The sequence below is a fragment of the Streptomyces naganishii JCM 4654 genome (assembly GCF_014650575.1).
GTDB classification, from domain to species: domain Bacteria; phylum Actinomycetota; class Actinomycetes; order Streptomycetales; family Streptomycetaceae; genus Streptomyces; species Streptomyces naganishii.
The window spans coordinates 101,363-115,617 of sequence record NZ_BMVF01000004.1 but is presented as its reverse complement, the minus strand read 5'-3'; the positions used below and the strand labels follow the sequence as shown (position 1 = coordinate 115,617).

Here is a 14,255-nt window from a genome sequence, read left to right as displayed (position 1 = left end):
CGCGCGAAAAGAGAGGGGAGTTGCACGGAGGAGGCGTCAACGGCCTTGGAGGGACCTGACGTTGTCACCGAACGTCCAGCCCTTCGAGCCGTCCCAGTTGAGCGACCACGTCATGAGGCCCTTCAGCCCGCCGCCGTAGGCGTTCCACGACTGGCTGACCAGACTGGGCGCCATGTAGCCGCCGCCCGCGCCGGGTTGGGCAGGCAGGCCCGGGACCTGCTTGTCGTAGGGCACCTTGATCGTGGTTCCCTGGACGACCAGTCCGTTGTTCAGGCACGTGGTCTGCGCGGTGAAGCCCGCGACCGTGCCGGCCTCGTAGGAGTCGCCGGAGCAGCCGTACATGCTGCCGTTGTAGTACTGCATGTTGAGCCACCACAGGCGGCCGTTGTCCACGTACTTCTTCACGATCGGCAGGTACGCGCCCCAGATCGAGCCGTACGTGACGCTGCCGCCGGTGACGTACGCGGTCTCGGGAGCCATCGTCAGGCCGAAACCGGCCGGCATCTGCGACAGTACGCCGTCGATGATGCGCTCGAGGTTGGCCTGGGAGGTGGACAGCGTGTTGATGTCGCCGCTTCCGGACAGGCCGGTCTCGATGTCGATGTCGATCCCGTCGAAGTTGTACTGCTTGAGGATCGGCACCACCGTCGCCACGAAGCGGTCGGCGACCGCGCTCGATGACAGGTCGATGCCCGCGGCCGCGCCCCCGATCGACATCAGGATCGTGGCGCCCGCGGCCTTGGCCTGGCACATCTCGGCGGGCGTGGGCACCTTGACGCCGGTGTCCATGCCGTCCTGCCACTGGACGGTGCCGTCGGAGAGGATCACCGGGAACGCGGCGTTGATGACGTTGTAGCCGTGCGCGGCGATGCGGCTGTCGGTGATGGGGATCCAGCCCATGCCGGGGTGGACGCCGTTGGAGGCGCCGTCCCAGTTCTCCCAGTAGCCCTGGAGGACCTTGCCGGACGGCCTGGGCTTCGTCGGGCAGGTGCTGCCCGGCGGGGTGGTGGGTGGAGTGGTCGGTGGGGTCGTGGGTGGAGTGGTCGGCGGCGTCGAAGGCGGAGTGGTGGGCGGGGTGGTCGGGGGAGTGGAGGGCGTTCCTCCGGGACCGCTGAGCACCACGTCGTCGGCGTAGTAGGCGGGTTGGCCGAACCAGCCATGCAGGTAGATCGTCACCGAGGTGGTGTTGGCGCCGGTGGTGAAGTCGACGCTGAGCCGGCCGTACGCGGAGTTGCCCGGTGTCCACGTCGAGGGATCGCTGCCCGCGCCGGTGCCGGTGGCGCCGAGGTAGACGTAGGAACCCTGGACGTAGGCGCTCAGCGTGTACTGGGAGCCGGGCTGCACGCTGATGGTCTGGGTGCACCGAGCGTCGTCCTGGCCGGACGGCGTGGCCTTCAGGGCGCCGGAGCCCGAGTGGACCGGGCTGGTCACCGCGGCCGCGCCGGACCCGGCTGAGCACGTCCAGTTCGAAAGGCCGCTCTCGAAACCGGGGTTGGCCACCAAATTGGTCGTCGCGGCGCCTGCCGAACCGGAGTTCACCAGCGCGAGGCCGGCGGCGGCCAGGGCGGTCGCGCCGGCTCCCGCGAGGACGCGTCGCGCGACGGTTGAGCGTGGGGCTGTGCGGGGCTGACCGCTGCCGGCCGGACCTGTGGGGCGCGACCTCCGACGGAACATGCTGTGCTCCCTTCTCGCCACATGCCATGGGCATGGCAAGGTGGAGGGTGTGACGCCCGGCTCGGGGTGAAGCGGAGAGATGCGGCCGTGTGACCGTCGGGATCGTAGGATGGGCGGCTGGGCTCGTCAATAGGTCTGGACCAAAGGTGGGGGGAAGCCCTGTCCTGCACGAATGCGCGAGGCAGCCACGCCGCCAACTCCGGCCCCAGGTGTCTTGGAGCGGCTTGGTCTCAAGGGACCAGGACGACCTTTCCCTGGTTGGCCCGGGCCTCGATCGCCGCGTGTGCTCGTGCGGCGTCCGCGAGGGCGAACTCCGCGTGGACCGCGGGCCGTAGCGCACCCTCGCCGAACAGCCTCCACAGTTCTTCGATCCACCCGGCGTACCGCCGTGGCTGGGTCCTCGCCACGACCGCCACCTGGAAACCGATGGCGGACTTGCCGCCCGCGAGGAGGTCGTGGGCCTCGATGGTGCCGCCGCCCGAGCTGTACGCGACCAGTCTTCCGCCGGGTGCGAGCGCCCTGACGGCGGGTGTGAGCAGTCCGCCGCCGACCGCGTCGAGCACGATGCCGACCGGCTCGCCCCAGTCCTGCTGCCCGTATGTGACCACGGCGTCGGCGCCGAGGGAACGTACGAACTCCTCCTTGGCGAGGTCGCTCACGGCGGCCACGACACGCGAGGCGCCCCTCAACCGGGCCAGTTGGAGGGCGAGATGGCCGACCCCGCTCGCCGCCGCGGTGACGAGGACCGACTCGCCCTTCCCCGGACGCGCGGCCTCCAGGGCGCCGAGCGCCACCACACCACTGCGGACGAGCGCCACGGCGTCCTTGGCGGTGGCGCGCGCCGGGACGGGTGAGGCCATGGCGGTGTGCAGCAGGGCGTACTCCGCGTACCCGTGCCCGAAGCAGAGGCCGGTGACCCGGTCGCCGGGCGCGTAGCCGCTCACGCCGTCGCCGACGCGCACCACTTCACCGGCCAGTTCTCCGCCGAGCGGGATGGGTCGCGCGCTTTCGCGTACTTTGCGCACGACGGGGAGCGTGACGCCGATCGCCTCGGCTCTGACGAGGAGTTCGCCGGCTTCGGGCTCCGGGACGGGGACCTCTTCGAGGAACAGCTTCTCGGGTCCACCGCTGTGTTCGTAGCGGATGCGCCGCATGTCCGACCGCCTCCCGGCACTCGTCAGGTTCATTGGAGATCCCAACGATAGCTGCAAGCTCGTTGGGAGTCCCAACGTTTTGTCGATAGGCTGTCGGGGATGACAGAGAACCCGTCGGCGCCCAGCCGGATCCGCGACCTCCCGAGCTGGCTCCTCGGCCGGGCCGCGGCCCGTGGACGCGGCCTGGTCTCGGCGGCGCTCGCGCAGCACGACATGAGGATGTGGCATCACGTGGTCCTGGCGGCGGTCGCGGATCTCGGCCCCGTCGCGCAGGCCGAGCTGGGCAGGGCGGTCTCGCTCGATCCGAAGGACATGGTGGGCGTCCTCAACGACCTCCAGGCGGCGGGCCTCGTCGTACGCACCCCCGACCCGGCCGACCGCCGCAAGAACGCGGTGAGTCTCACCCCCGAGGGCGCACAGCGCCTGGAGGAGTGCACGGCGGCGGGCAAGCGGGCCAACGACGAGCTCCTGGCCCCGCTGTCCGCGGCGGAGCGGAAGCAGTTCCTGGAGATGCTGCGAAGGATCAGCGGAGTACGGTGATCCCGTGGGCCCCGCGGATCGGTTCACGCACGCGGAACAGGTGGTCGGCGGACCGCTGAGATCAGTCCGCCGGGGCCTTCCTCGTGCCCTGGCGGGGTGGTGATGGGGCGGCCGTAGGCGGCGGCGCGTTCGCGCAGGGTGTGGCAGGAGGCCTGCCAGCCGTGCCCGGCCAGCCAGCCCACCGGGTCGTCGGGCATCTCCGAGACCCACAGGGACGCCGCCGATCCCGGCGCCGCGTCCGCGCCGAAGCGCTCGATCACGCCTCGCGAGCCCAGCGTCAGCCCCATCCGGCTGCCGGGTGCCGACCGCGCGCTGATCCGGGCCAGCAGCAGTTCCACCGCGTCCTGAGGCAGATAGATCAGCAGTCCTTCGGCGATCCACACGGTCGGCCGGGCCGGGTCGTGCCCTGCGGCGGCCAGCGCGGCCGGCCAGCCCTCCCGCAGATCCACCGCTACGGTGATCCGCTCGCAGCGTGCGACGGCCCGCTCCTGACGCAGCACCGAAGCCTTGAAGTCCAGTGGCGCCGTGGTGTCGACCTCGAACAGCCGGGTGCCCTCGGGCCAGTCGATCCTGAAGGCCCGGCTGTCCATGCCGGCGCCGAGCAGCACGACCTGCCGGATCCCGGAGGCGGATGCCTGCCGCAGCAGGTCGTCGAGGAACTTCGTGCGGATGACGATGGAGAACGCCACGGCCAGCCGGCGGCGCCGCGCGCCCTCGTCGTCGGGCAGCGGCGGCGAGGAGGGCCACAGGCCGCCGGCGGCGGCGAAGGCCTGGGCCAGCGGGTCGCGGAACAAGGCGTTGTCCCGCGCGCTCTCCAGGGCCCGCACCCTGGCCACCCCCACCGCGGTGGCCCACACTCCGGACGGCCGCACCGGCTCCTCCTCGTCCATCACCGCGCCGGCCCGGCGCCGTGACCGCCGGCTTCACCGGATTTTCCTGAACTCGCGGTAAGTACGGGCTGGTAGTACCCGCTGGAGGCCGCACTGTGCCAGGTGATGTCGGTGAAGCCGGCTTCGGCCACGAACTTGGCCAGTTGCGGGGGCGTCAGCGCCCAGCAGGCGCACCGGCGGACTCGGACGTCCCAGGTGTTCTGCGCGGGGATGAGCTGGAAGTGCTCCAGGTCGTAGCGCTCACCGTCCTCATGCCAGTGCCACAGCTGGAAGGTGATCACTTGGCCGTCGCGTGTCTCCGAGACCTGAGGAGGTGTCGCCGTGGGTCTGGTACGGCGTGCCTCGGCATAGTCCCGGACAGTGATCACCAGTAGTCCGTCGTCGCGGAGCACCCGTCGCATGCCGAGGAGGGCCGCCCGGAGATCTGGTCCGGAGAGCAGGTGCGGGAGGGAGTTGTCCGCGCAGAGGACCACATGGAACGACGCGTCCTTGAAGGGCAGTTGACGCATGTCGGCCGCGGCGGCCGGAAGCCGGCCGCCCCGGGCGGCCGCCTCGGCGGCGGCGCGCGTGGCGGCCACCGGGCTCAGGTCGCTGCCGACGACCTGGTGCCCGGCCAGGGCCATGCCGACGGCCTGGGTACCGATCCCGCACGAGCAGTCCAGGACGGTGTGCGGTCCCGCGCCGAGGGATTGGCGGACGAGCCCGTCCAGTACCTCGGCCTGGTAGGCCATGCTCGCGTCCCAGTCCCGGAACACCAGGTGGTAGTCGTGGGCCAACTCGTCGTAGAAATCCCGCACGGAGAGCTCGGACATGTGTCCCACCGTAGTGCGTGACCGCCGGTGAGGACGGGCGGTTCGGGCAGCGGCTCGTCTACTACGACGGCAGCGCCGGACGATCACCACGGGCAGTGGACCGGAGCACGAGTTCTGACCTCACCGGGGTGCCTGTGTCACGCGGCCGAGGTGATGGCCCGGATGACGGCTGTGATCGCCGGTGTCGGGCGGCCTGCGAGTCGGGCTACGAGAACCCGGCGGATTTCGGGCGGTGCGCCCTGGACGTGGAGCAGGCCCACTCCGGGCGGCAGTACGGGTGAGAGCCGCAAGGGAACGGTCGTCACCCCGAAGCCTCCGGCGACCAGGTGGAGCTTGGTCAGCCAGTCGCGTGCGCGGTGGACGACGCGGGGTCGTGCGGGCAGGCCGGGCCAGACGCCGAGCAGGGGCTCGGAGGCGGACGCCGGGGTGGCGATCCACGGGGCGTCGGCCAGTTCGTCGACGTGCACCGTGGTGCGGCCGGCGAACCGCCCCGTCGAGGACGCCGCGACGACCAGTTCGGTGTCCGTGACGGTCTCGGTGTGCAGGCGCGGCGACTCGCCGTCCAGGGGCCGGTGGGGCGGGCGGGAGGTCAGCACGGCCAGGTCGGTCGAGCCCGCGCGCAGTGCCCGGATGAGGGTGGGTGTGGTGCCCTCGGTCGTGGTGAGCGTGATCTGCGGGTCGGTGGCAGCGAGGCGGGTGAGCGCAGGGGGCAGGAGGGCCGCCCCCGCGCTCAGGAACAGTCCGAGCCGTACCTCTTCGGTACGCGGGGCGGTGCCGGTGAGATCGCGTTCGGCCGCGGTGAGGCAGTCGAGGATCGTGCGGGCGTGGCGCAGCAGGGTCAGCCCCGCCGGGGTGAGCCGCACTCCGTCGGGGCGGCGCTCGAACAGGGCGGCGCCCGCGCTCCGTTCGAGGGAGGCCGCCTGGCGCGAGACGGCGGACTGGGTGTAGCCGAGCCGCGCGGCTGCCGCGGTGAAGCTGCCGGACTCGGCGATCTGCCGCAGGACCCGCAGGCCGGTGCTGGAGATGTCCATGCGGTACAGGCATACCACGCATGCGGGATCGTCGCTTCCCGCATGCCCGGCGTGCTCGTAGTGTCGATCGCGACGCACACGGACGGACATGGAGGTCTCACGTGCGAGCAGCGGTTCTGACGCGATTCGGTGACCCGCTCATGGTGCGGGAGGTGCCCGACCCGGAGGCAGGCGGTGGGGAGGTGGTGGTGGAGGTGCTCGCCACCTGTGTGGCCCCGTACGCCGCCGAGGTCTTCGGCGGCCGGCGCAACTACCCCCTCGTCCCGCCCGTCGTGCCCGGGATCGGCGGGGTGGGACGGGTCGTCCACGCGGGCCCGGACGCCACCCGGCTGCGCCCCGGCGACCTGGTGTGGTGCGACTGCACGGTGCGCTCGCGGGACGACGCCCTGACGCCCGACATCACGCTGCAGGGCTGGAGTTCCCGCGGCGAGGGCGGCGCGCGGCTCGCCGAGTACCTGCACGACGGATCGTTCGCCGAACTCATGCGGGTCCCGACGGAGAACGTCTTCCCGCTGCCCGCCGCAGCGGGGGACGACCCGGCACGCTGGGCAGCGCTGGGCGTGCACGTCATCCCCTACGGCGGGCTGCTGGCCGGAGGGCTCGCCGCGGGTGAGACGCTGCTCGTCAGCGGGGCCACCGGAAACCTCGGCAGCAGTGCCGTCGCGGTCGCGCTCGCCATGGGAGCGGGCCGCGTCGTCGCCCCGGGCCGCAACCGGGCCGCGCTCGGCCTCCTCGCCGGCCGGTTCGGTCCGCGGGTGCGCCCGGTCGTGCTCACCGGGGACGAGGCGGGCGACCGCGCGGCGGTGTCCGCCGCGGCCGACGGCCCGGTCGACCTGGTGATCGACCTGCTGCCGCCGAGCGCACCCAGCACGGTGGCGCGCACGGCGGCCATGACCGTACGCGAGCACGGCCGCGTGGTTCTCATGGGCGGTGTCGGCATGCTCGGTGGCGAGGACCTCGCACTCCCGTACCCGTGGATCATGCGCAACTCGATCACCGTACGCGGCCAGTGGATGTACCCGCGTACGGCGAACGTCGGCATCGTCCGGCTGATCGCCTCGGGCACCCTGGACCTCGCCCCCGAACGGGTCCGCGCCTTCGGCCTGGACGCCGTCAACGACGCCGTCGCCCACGCCGCCTCGCACGGCGGCCCCTTCGACCGCACCGTCCTCACCCCCCGCGGGCTCGCTGACAAGACCGGCTGATCCCCCCCGGCCACCCGCCCGGGGACGCGGGCACCGCTGATCAGGGCGAGGCCATCCGGCGTGGGCGCGGACACGGGACGATCCGGTGCCTGCCCCTTCCGGCCGCGGTACGGTCCTGCCATGTCCCGATCAGCCGATGCCGGCCTTTCCCCGTCCCCCGTCACCGCCGATGACCTCGACCTTGCCGTGCGGCTCGCTGTGGCGGTGCTTCGAGAGGCGCCCCCAGCCGCTTGGGAGAGCAAGGCCGGTTCGCTGGAATGGGACTGCTGGGAGACCGTGGAGCATCTCAGCGACGACCTCTTCGCCTACGCCGCGCAACTGGGCCCCAAAGCACCGCCGTTGGATCGCGAGGTGCCCTTCGTGTGGGAGAGCCGGCGGCCCGGCGGCCCGGCGAACGCCATCCACGCCGACCGTGAGGCGGGGCCGGCGGGCCTGTTGGAGGTCCTGGAAGCGAGCGGCGCGCTGCTGGTCGCCATGGTGCGCACGGCGTCTCCGCAGGCCCGCGCGTACCACGCCTTCGGTGTCTCGGACCCCGAGGGATTCGCGGCGATGGGGATCGTGGAGACCCTGGTGCACACGCACGACCTGGCACAAGGACTCGGGCTCGTATGGAGCCCGCCCGCCGGTCTGTGCGCGCGGGTGCTCGCCCGGCTGTTTCCGGACGCGCCATCGTCCACGGACGCCTGGCTCACCCTCTTGTGGGCCACGGGACGCGCCGAACTCCCCGGGTACCCTCAACTCACCACATGGCGCTGGGACAGCACACCCCGGACACAGCCCGGACCGAGGCACGCACACTAGCCCTCAGCGACCGGGCCGGGGCCGGATTGGCCGGCGAGCACTTCGCGGACGCGGGCATGCAGCGGGGAAGCAGCGGCGAGGAAGCCGGCCGAAGCCGGGGTCCACGGGTTTCCCTCGACGTCGGTGACCAGTGCCCCTCCTTCGCGGGCGATCAGGGAGCCTGACAGGAGGTTGTTGGCGTCCCGGCCGTACTCCCAGAACACATCCACCTGGCCTGAGCCGACCTGAGCGCCCTGCAGAGCGGTCGGGCCCAGATTGCGGACGGCCAGCGCGTGCCGCAGCATCGCCGTGAGCGAGGAGCCCGCGCGCTCGGGCTCAGGGTTGAACGGGGGCCGGCTCGTGCACGCCAGCGCAGCGGGGAGTTCCCTCGCCGGCACCGTGATCCGGCGCCCGTTGAGGTGGGCGCCGCGACCCTTGACCGCGGTGTAGAGCATGCCGAGTTCGGGCGCCCACAGCACCGCCAGCACGGGCTCCCCGTCGGCGACCAGGGCGATCGTCACTCCCCAGTAGGGCAGGTGCCGTAGGTACTGCACGGCGCCGTCCACCGCGTCGCAGACCCATGCCTCGCCGTGTTCCGCCACGGTGGTGCCTATCTCGTCCTCGTTCCACACGGCCTGCCGGCGCAGCTTCGCGAGGCGGTCCCGCAGCAGCGCGCCAGCGGGCTCGTCGACCCGGGCGAAGACCCCCATGAGCGACGCCATGTCGGCACCCACGTCAGTGGGGCGGTGCTGCTGCGCGAAGGCGCCGGCCTCCCGCGCGATCCGGACGACCTCGGGCAGCAGTTCCTGGTACATCATGCGTTCCCTTCCGGTGGAGTCTTCCGCACCAGGGGTAGCATTCCGGCGACGACAGGCGACGCGACGAGCCACAGGGCGGCGGAAACAGGACTTCATGACCGGCCAGACAGCGATTCCGGCATCGTGCTCGACGATCTGGACCGACGTGTCGTCGGCGCCCTGAGCGGCTGCTCACGCTGCTCACCGAAGACGCCCGCCTGCCGCACACCGCGCTGGCCCAGCGCACCGGCGCCTCGGAAAGCACCGTCCGGCGGCGCCTGCGCCACCTCACCGACAGCGGCATGCTCCGCACCCATGCCGTCATCGACCCGCGACTGCTCGGGCCGGCCATCGACGCCAACCTGTGGCTGGAGGTCCCACCCGCTCATCTGCACGCGGCGGGCGAGGCGCTCGCCGCCCATCCCCACACGCATGCCGTCGTGGCCACCACCGGCCCGGCCAATCTCGTGGCCTCGCTGTACTGCCCCGACCTGCACGCCCTTTACGACTTCACCGCTCATGTGCTCGGGCCCCTGGGGATCGCCCGGGTGGAGACCAACGTCATCGCCGGAACCGTCAAGCCGGTGGGGGCCCCGTAACTGCCGCTCTCAGAAAGGGCGTTCGCGTCATGGCAGGTGTGCCAAGGGAGTTGGGGCGCGCGAAAACTCCTGTGCGCCGGCCCGCGCACCTCTGCGATCATCGCCGAATGGCGCACAGTTTCGAATCGCTGGTCATCCGGCACACCCACCGCCTTCCGTCCCCCAAGGGAGCCGCCGGAGACGGGACGATCGCGGCGCGGCAGTTCGACGCGGCGCTGACGTCCGTGGGCTTCAAGCTCTCGGCGGAGCTGCTGGAGCGGCTGTCGGGGCTGTGCGAGGCCGCGGTCGTGCACACAGCCAGGCGGACGCTGCGCACCGTGAGCGAGATGGTGGGCGACCACGTCCGGCACAACTCCTACTTCATCGACTTCCCGGCGAGCGTGCCGGACACCGAAGAGTTCTGGACGCGGTGCGTGGCACAAGCGCTCGGCGACGAGAAGTCGCGCGGGAAAGTGCTGACGCAGCTGCGGAGTGGCGCGCTGGACCTGCTCAGCCTCCCCGCCTACGGCCGCTACCAGCACACGTACGAGGAAATGCTCGCGGCGCAGGACGAACTGATCGCGTCCGCGGGCGACCGGATCACCGTCCTGCATCTCGGCCGGGACCTGGAGGACGAACTCACCGGCCTGTACCTGGCCCTGGCCGGCAGTACGACCCCGCTCGGCGAGGACGACCTGCGCGACCTCAAGACGCTCGCCGCGCGGTGCGCACTGGGCCCCCAGCCAGAGGCGATCCCGGTCCGGGAGAACCGGGCGGCCGTCAACGAGGCCCGGCTCGGCGTCGGCGCGGACCTCCTCCTCGACACCGTCACCGATGTGCTGCGGCTGGCCTGCGCGCTGTCGGGCGGCGACGTGACGCTGCGGGAGCCGACCCGGTTCCGGTCGCTGTCGCGGCCGGTGCGCCGGCGACTGCTCGCGGGTCTGGACGCCGTGGTCGCGGCCAACCCCGCGAAGCTCGCCGACGTGCACGCGCACCGGGAGCCCTTCAAGCGGCTCGGCGAGCGCCTGCACCCGCACGAGCACCCGGGCCGGCCGCACGCCGCCGACGTGTTCGCCGTCGCGCGGGGCGAGAAGGAGGCCCCGTCCTTCGAGAGCCGGATCGAGAAGCTGCTCGACGCCTCCGACGTCGTCGGCGCGGTGAAGCTGCTGAAGTCCGCCCCGGGCAAGCTGTTCCGCGCCCTGGACCTTTTGCTGCGCGTCGCCGCCGGACAGGAGGAACGGGACGCGGTGGTCGCCGCCGCGGTGGAGGTCGCTCCCGATGTCTCCGGCCGGGTCGTGCTCTCGGTGCGCGAGCATCTCCACAACCGGGCACGTGGGAGCGACGCACCCCGGATCTTCGTCAACCGCCGGGGCCGGGCCTGGGTGACCCCCGACTTCCGGGCGCCGGTACCGGCCGCCGACCGCGATCGTCTGATCGCCGCCCTCGACGCCGAGGTGCGCCGCCGGCTCCCGGCGCCGGCCCGCCTGCTGCTCGACCCCGAGGTCCTCGACGTCGCCCTTCCGCTCAGCGGCCGGGCGACCGCGGCCGGGCTCGGCGTACTGCCGCGCGGGTCGGTCTCCGCGGTCGACGGCGAACAGCTGCGCTTCTTCGTGTACTGGAAGCAGGCCAAGGACCGGACCGACTACGACCTTTCGGGGCTGCTTCTCCGCAGCGACTACAGCACTGATTCCTGGCTCTCCTACACCTCCCTCACGGCCGCGGGCGGGAAGCACTCGGGTGACATCACCGAGGCGCCCGACGGGGCCTCGGAGTTCATCGACCTGTCCCTCGACCGGGTGCGCGGCACGTTCATCGTTCCGCAGGTCAACATCTACGCCGGCGAAGGCTTCGAGGAGGTCGAGGAGTCGTTCTTCGGCTTCATGCTCCGCGACGGCGAGCAGAAGGGCCGGCCGTTCGAACCGCGCACGGTGCGGATGAAGTCGGAGCTGCGCGGAACGGGCCGGGTGGCGCTGCCGCTGGTGTTCCGGCGCGAGGACGACGGCCGGTGGCGTGCGAAGTGGCTGCACGTCTACCTGAAGGGCATCTCGTCGGCCAACCGGGTCGAGGAGAACCAGGTGTCCGTCTCGAAGGTGGTCCGCGCCGTCGTGGAACGTGAGCAGTTGACGGTGCGGTACCTGATCGACCTGATGGCCGGCGACACCACGAGCGTGGACCTGTGGGACGGCGGGACGGTCCCGGACGAGCCCGTGACGTACATCGGCCTCGAGCGTCCCGAGGGACTGCATCCGGACTCGCGGATCATCACCCCGGAAAATCTGCGCGACTTGATCCCGGGCTGAGTGCTAGCGTTGCCGACGGCGAGGCCATGAAGGGGCTTCCTTCTCAACTCCACCTGTAACGAGTCCCTTCGCTCTCCTCGCCCTCGACTTCGCCGCTGACGCGGGATGCCGATCCGGCGGCATCCCGCGTCGGTCGTGCGGCAGCCGCATGGTGGTGCTGTGCGGCAGAGGGAGCCCCTGGTGCCGGCGCACCGGTTGCGCCAAGCTGCGGCACATGGACTGGACACCCCTGCTCTCCACCTTGAGCGGCGCCGTCATCGGCATCGCAGCCACTTTGATCGCCGACCGCAACCGGTGGCGGCGGGAGGAAGCCAGGCACGCTCTGGAGACACGGCGCGAGGTCTACACGGAGTACGTCTCCGCCCTCAAGGCCGCGGGTGAGGAGATACGGGCCGTCGCCCTGGGCGACCACATGTCCGAGTCGGCCCGCGACGCGGCGGTGCGAGAGGCCGTGCGCGGCACCGGCATCTACACGGCGAGCGAACGCCTCTGGCTCGTGGGCCCGCCGCAGGTCGTGGAGGCGGGGAACGAGGCGTTCCACAGCATGCGCGCGCTCCGCGACGCCTATGCCCGTGGGGTGGCTGTCGGCTCCGCCGCCGACGCGCCCCTGATAGAGCGGCGGCGCGAGGCCATGGCGCGGATGCGTCGCCTCATGCGTGAGGACCTCGGCGTCGGACCCCTCGGAATCGAGTGATGTGCATCGGCCCTTGCCGAAGGAAGGCAGTCCGAAGGCAGTCCGACAATGGATCGGGTCCCTGGCTAGCGCCAGCGGGTGCGGAAGCCGCCGGGGGCGTCGCCGGTCTCGCGGGCGAAGAACTTCCCGAAGTTGGCGGGTTCGGAGAATCCGAGCATCCGGCCGATCGCGGCCACGGGCAGGTCGGTGTGGACGAGCAGGCGCTGCGCCTCCAGGGCGGCGCGGGCGTCGATGAGTTCTTTGGCGGTGCGGCCGGTGGCGGCCTGGCAGGCGCGGGTCAGGGTGCGTGGTGAGTAACCGAGTTGGGCGGCGTACCTCTGTACGGAGCGGGTGGCGGCGAAGGAGCGCTCCAGCTCGTACCGGAAGGCGCGGAAGACCTCGTCACCGGCCTCCGCCGAGGTGGAGCGGTCCGGATGGGGCAGCCGGGCCAGGCGCAGCAGCACCGCGCCGAGGAGCTGGCGCAGCAGGGGGACGGTGAGACCGGCCTCGGTGTCCTCCCGGTAGCCCTCCAGGGTGTGGTACTCGGCCGCGATCTCGGCCATGGCCCGGTCGAGGACCTGGTGGTCGCCCGGGGACAACGTCCAGGCGGCCGGCCCGAAGCCGTCGAGGAGGGACGCGAGCTGAGGCAGACGCGGTGGGAAGGCGGCGGTGAACAGCACGAGCACGGCGTCCAGTTCGGCCAGGTGGCCCTCCGCGTCGGCCGGGAACCGCTGGACCTGCCCGGGCCGCACATGCAGAAGCCTGCCCGGTGCGCAGGGCTGGGGCACGAAATCGACCATCATGGTCGCCTCACCGCCTCGTACGAGAAGCAGTTGGTGGAAGTCCGTCCGGCTCGCGGTGCGGGCGACTTCCCTTTTCAGACGGCGGCGCAGGACGTCGAACGGCAGGACCTCGATGCCCAGCCGCGGACGGTCGGGATTGCGGTAGGCGATGTCGATGACGTCGCGGTGTCCAACTTTGACCATGACGGGTCCCGACTCTACCTCGCCGCGGGAGCCCCCTGGCGGGGATCGTGAAGGCGTCACTTCGTGCCGCGGGCCTGCGTTGTCGAGACCCGCGGCGCGCTCGTACATCCCTGCCCCGATGGGCACTACCAAGTAAGGATCCACCACTGTGAAGACTGCGATCACCGACCCCGCACTGCTGCCCGGCGCGTTCGAGGAGGCCCTGAACGGCGGTGACGTCGAGGGTGTCCTGGCCCTGTTCGCCCCCGGCGCCACCATGCGCACGACGGCCGGCGAGGTCATCGCCGGCCACGAGGCGCTGCGCCGGGAGATCAGCGGGACCGTCGCCGCCCGTGGACGGCTCACCAACATCCCCCGGCACACCCTGGTCGGCGCCGAGGCGGCGCTGCTGGTCACCGACTGGACCCTCGAAGTCACCGCCCCCGACGGCCGGCGCGTCGCCCCGACCGGCACCACCGCCAACGTCGCCTGCCGAGGAGCGGACGGCTGCTGGCGGTTCTCCGTGCTCAATCCGCTCGGCACAGCCTGAGCGGCGGCCCCAGCACGCGATGTGCCGGCCTCCACCGGCCCGACGCCGCCGGTCGGGTCGTCCACGCCGTCGTGGGCGACACCGGCGACGAAGCCCGCGTCGGCGAGGGACGAGGGAGTTCCCCAACAGATGGCCGACTCCTCGAAGGCGGCGGCCGGTTGACGCCGGCCCACGGTCCGCCGCTGCCGGGCCGTCGGTCCATCGCGACGGGGAGCGATGACTTCGGGCGGGAACTCGGGTCTGCCCTGGCATGACTCGAACCATCGATGACATCCCGGTCCCTCTCGATTCGGGCGCCGTCGCGCT

Annotated in this window: 14 protein-coding genes and 1 pseudogene; 8 read left to right on the top strand and 7 right to left on the bottom strand. The window is 71.8% G+C overall.

The window, feature by feature from the left end; genetic code table 11:
- Nucleotides 1–36: 36 nt before the first annotated feature.
- Entirely contained in the window at nucleotides 37–1,674 is a 1,638-nt protein-coding gene (locus tag IE217_RS08480; protein WP_229865123.1) for a carbohydrate binding domain-containing protein, read from the bottom strand.
- 230 nt (nucleotides 1,675–1,904) lie between these two features.
- The gene (locus IE217_RS08475) at nucleotides 1,905–2,828 is read right to left on the bottom strand and encodes a quinone oxidoreductase family protein (RefSeq protein ID WP_190177413.1); all 924 of its coding nucleotides are present in this window, start codon (nucleotides 2,826–2,828) and stop codon (nucleotides 1,905–1,907) included.
- Nucleotides 2,829–2,927: 99 nt separating this feature from the next.
- Between IE217_RS08475 and IE217_RS08470 the strand changes: the two genes are divergently transcribed.
- Nucleotides 2,928–3,368 (top strand): MarR family winged helix-turn-helix transcriptional regulator, encoded by a 441-nt coding sequence (locus IE217_RS08470; protein WP_190177126.1) that lies wholly within the window; start codon nucleotides 2,928–2,930, stop codon nucleotides 3,366–3,368.
- Between the two features lie 23 nt (nucleotides 3,369–3,391).
- Here the strand turns inward: IE217_RS08470 and IE217_RS08465 are convergent, their stop codons facing one another.
- The 3 genes from IE217_RS08465 to IE217_RS08455 form a co-directional block, all read right to left on the bottom strand.
- A complete protein-coding gene (locus tag IE217_RS08465) occupies nucleotides 3,392–4,225 on the bottom strand; it encodes a class I SAM-dependent methyltransferase (protein ID WP_229865180.1) in 834 nt (277 codons plus the stop codon).
- A 32-nt stretch (nucleotides 4,226–4,257) separates the two neighbouring features.
- Complete coding sequence (locus IE217_RS08460; protein WP_190177124.1) at nucleotides 4,258–5,070, bottom strand: class I SAM-dependent methyltransferase; 813 nt, start codon at nucleotides 5,068–5,070, stop codon at nucleotides 4,258–4,260.
- Between the two features lie 137 nt (nucleotides 5,071–5,207).
- Nucleotides 5,208–6,101, bottom strand: a complete 894-nt coding sequence (locus tag IE217_RS08455; protein WP_190177123.1) for a LysR family transcriptional regulator — start codon at nucleotides 6,099–6,101, stop codon at nucleotides 5,208–5,210.
- A gap of 101 nt (nucleotides 6,102–6,202) precedes the next feature.
- On the opposite strand from IE217_RS08455, the gene IE217_RS08450 reads away from it, so the two are divergent.
- Nucleotides 6,203–7,306: an alcohol dehydrogenase catalytic domain-containing protein gene (locus IE217_RS08450; protein ID WP_190177122.1), complete on the top strand. Its 1,104-nt coding sequence runs from the start codon at nucleotides 6,203–6,205 to the stop codon at nucleotides 7,304–7,306.
- A 120-nt stretch (nucleotides 7,307–7,426) separates the two neighbouring features.
- Nucleotides 7,427–8,107: a maleylpyruvate isomerase N-terminal domain-containing protein gene (locus IE217_RS08445; protein WP_190177121.1), complete on the top strand. Its 681-nt coding sequence runs from the start codon at nucleotides 7,427–7,429 to the stop codon at nucleotides 8,105–8,107.
- Here the strand turns inward: IE217_RS08445 and IE217_RS08440 are convergent.
- Nucleotides 8,104–8,904 carry an inositol monophosphatase family protein gene (locus IE217_RS08440; RefSeq protein ID WP_190177120.1) on the bottom strand — a complete coding sequence of 267 codons (801 nt, stop codon included), beginning with the start codon at nucleotides 8,902–8,904 and terminating at the stop codon, nucleotides 8,104–8,106. The two genes, IE217_RS08445 and IE217_RS08440, sit on opposite strands and share 4 nt — an antisense overlap.
- 167 nt (nucleotides 8,905–9,071) lie before the next feature.
- Here IE217_RS08440 and IE217_RS35080 point away from each other — a divergent pair.
- The 4 genes and pseudogenes from IE217_RS35080 to IE217_RS08425 form a co-directional block, all read left to right on the top strand.
- Nucleotides 9,072–9,185: pseudogene (locus tag IE217_RS35080) on the top strand (AsnC family transcriptional regulator); the annotation flags it as partial.
- Complete coding sequence (locus IE217_RS08435) at nucleotides 9,186–9,482, top strand: Lrp/AsnC family transcriptional regulator (RefSeq protein ID WP_229865122.1); 297 nt, start codon at nucleotides 9,186–9,188, stop codon at nucleotides 9,480–9,482.
- Nucleotides 9,483–9,589: 107 nt separating this feature from the next.
- Nucleotides 9,590–11,761, top strand: a complete 2,172-nt coding sequence (locus IE217_RS08430; RefSeq protein WP_190177119.1) for a TerD family protein — start codon at nucleotides 9,590–9,592, stop codon at nucleotides 11,759–11,761.
- 214 nt (nucleotides 11,762–11,975) lie between these two features.
- Nucleotides 11,976–12,455: a hypothetical protein gene (locus IE217_RS08425; protein ID WP_229865121.1), complete on the top strand. Its 480-nt coding sequence runs from the start codon at nucleotides 11,976–11,978 to the stop codon at nucleotides 12,453–12,455.
- Between the two features lie 65 nt (nucleotides 12,456–12,520).
- Here the strand turns inward: IE217_RS08425 and IE217_RS08420 are convergent, their stop codons facing one another.
- On the bottom strand, nucleotides 12,521–13,420 hold the full coding sequence (locus IE217_RS08420; protein ID WP_190177118.1) for an AraC family transcriptional regulator: 900 nt from the start codon (nucleotides 13,418–13,420) through the stop codon (nucleotides 12,521–12,523).
- 148 nt (nucleotides 13,421–13,568) lie between these two features.
- On the opposite strand from IE217_RS08420, the gene IE217_RS08415 reads away from it, so the two are divergent.
- Entirely contained in the window at nucleotides 13,569–13,949 is a 381-nt protein-coding gene (locus tag IE217_RS08415) for a YybH family protein (protein WP_190177117.1), read from the top strand.
- Nucleotides 13,950–14,255: the final 306 nt, after the last annotated feature.

Coding starts and splice junctions, on each gene's coding strand:
- IE217_RS08460 (WP_190177124.1), bottom strand. CDS start 5,070: ATGTCCGAGCTCTCCGTGCGGGATTTCTACGACGAGTTGGCCCACGAC.
- IE217_RS08420 (WP_190177118.1), bottom strand. CDS start 13,420: ATGGTCAAAGTTGGACACCGCGACGTCATCGACATCGCCTACCGCAAT.
- IE217_RS08470 (WP_190177126.1), top strand. CDS start 2,928: ATGACAGAGAACCCGTCGGCGCCCAGCCGGATCCGCGACCTCCCGAGC.
- IE217_RS08480 (WP_229865123.1), bottom strand. CDS start 1,674: ATGTTCCGTCGGAGGTCGCGCCCCACAGGTCCGGCCGGCAGCGGTCAG.
- IE217_RS08440 (WP_190177120.1), bottom strand. CDS start 8,904: ATGATGTACCAGGAACTGCTGCCCGAGGTCGTCCGGATCGCGCGGGAG.
- IE217_RS08455 (WP_190177123.1), bottom strand. CDS start 6,101: ATGGACATCTCCAGCACCGGCCTGCGGGTCCTGCGGCAGATCGCCGAG.
- IE217_RS08425 (WP_229865121.1), top strand. CDS start 11,976: ATGGACTGGACACCCCTGCTCTCCACCTTGAGCGGCGCCGTCATCGGC.
- IE217_RS08435 (WP_229865122.1), top strand. CDS start 9,186: ATGCTCCGCACCCATGCCGTCATCGACCCGCGACTGCTCGGGCCGGCC.
- IE217_RS08475 (WP_190177413.1), bottom strand. CDS start 2,828: ATGCGGCGCATCCGCTACGAACACAGCGGTGGACCCGAGAAGCTGTTC.
- IE217_RS08430 (WP_190177119.1), top strand. CDS start 9,590: ATGGCGCACAGTTTCGAATCGCTGGTCATCCGGCACACCCACCGCCTT.
- IE217_RS08445 (WP_190177121.1), top strand. CDS start 7,427: ATGTCCCGATCAGCCGATGCCGGCCTTTCCCCGTCCCCCGTCACCGCC.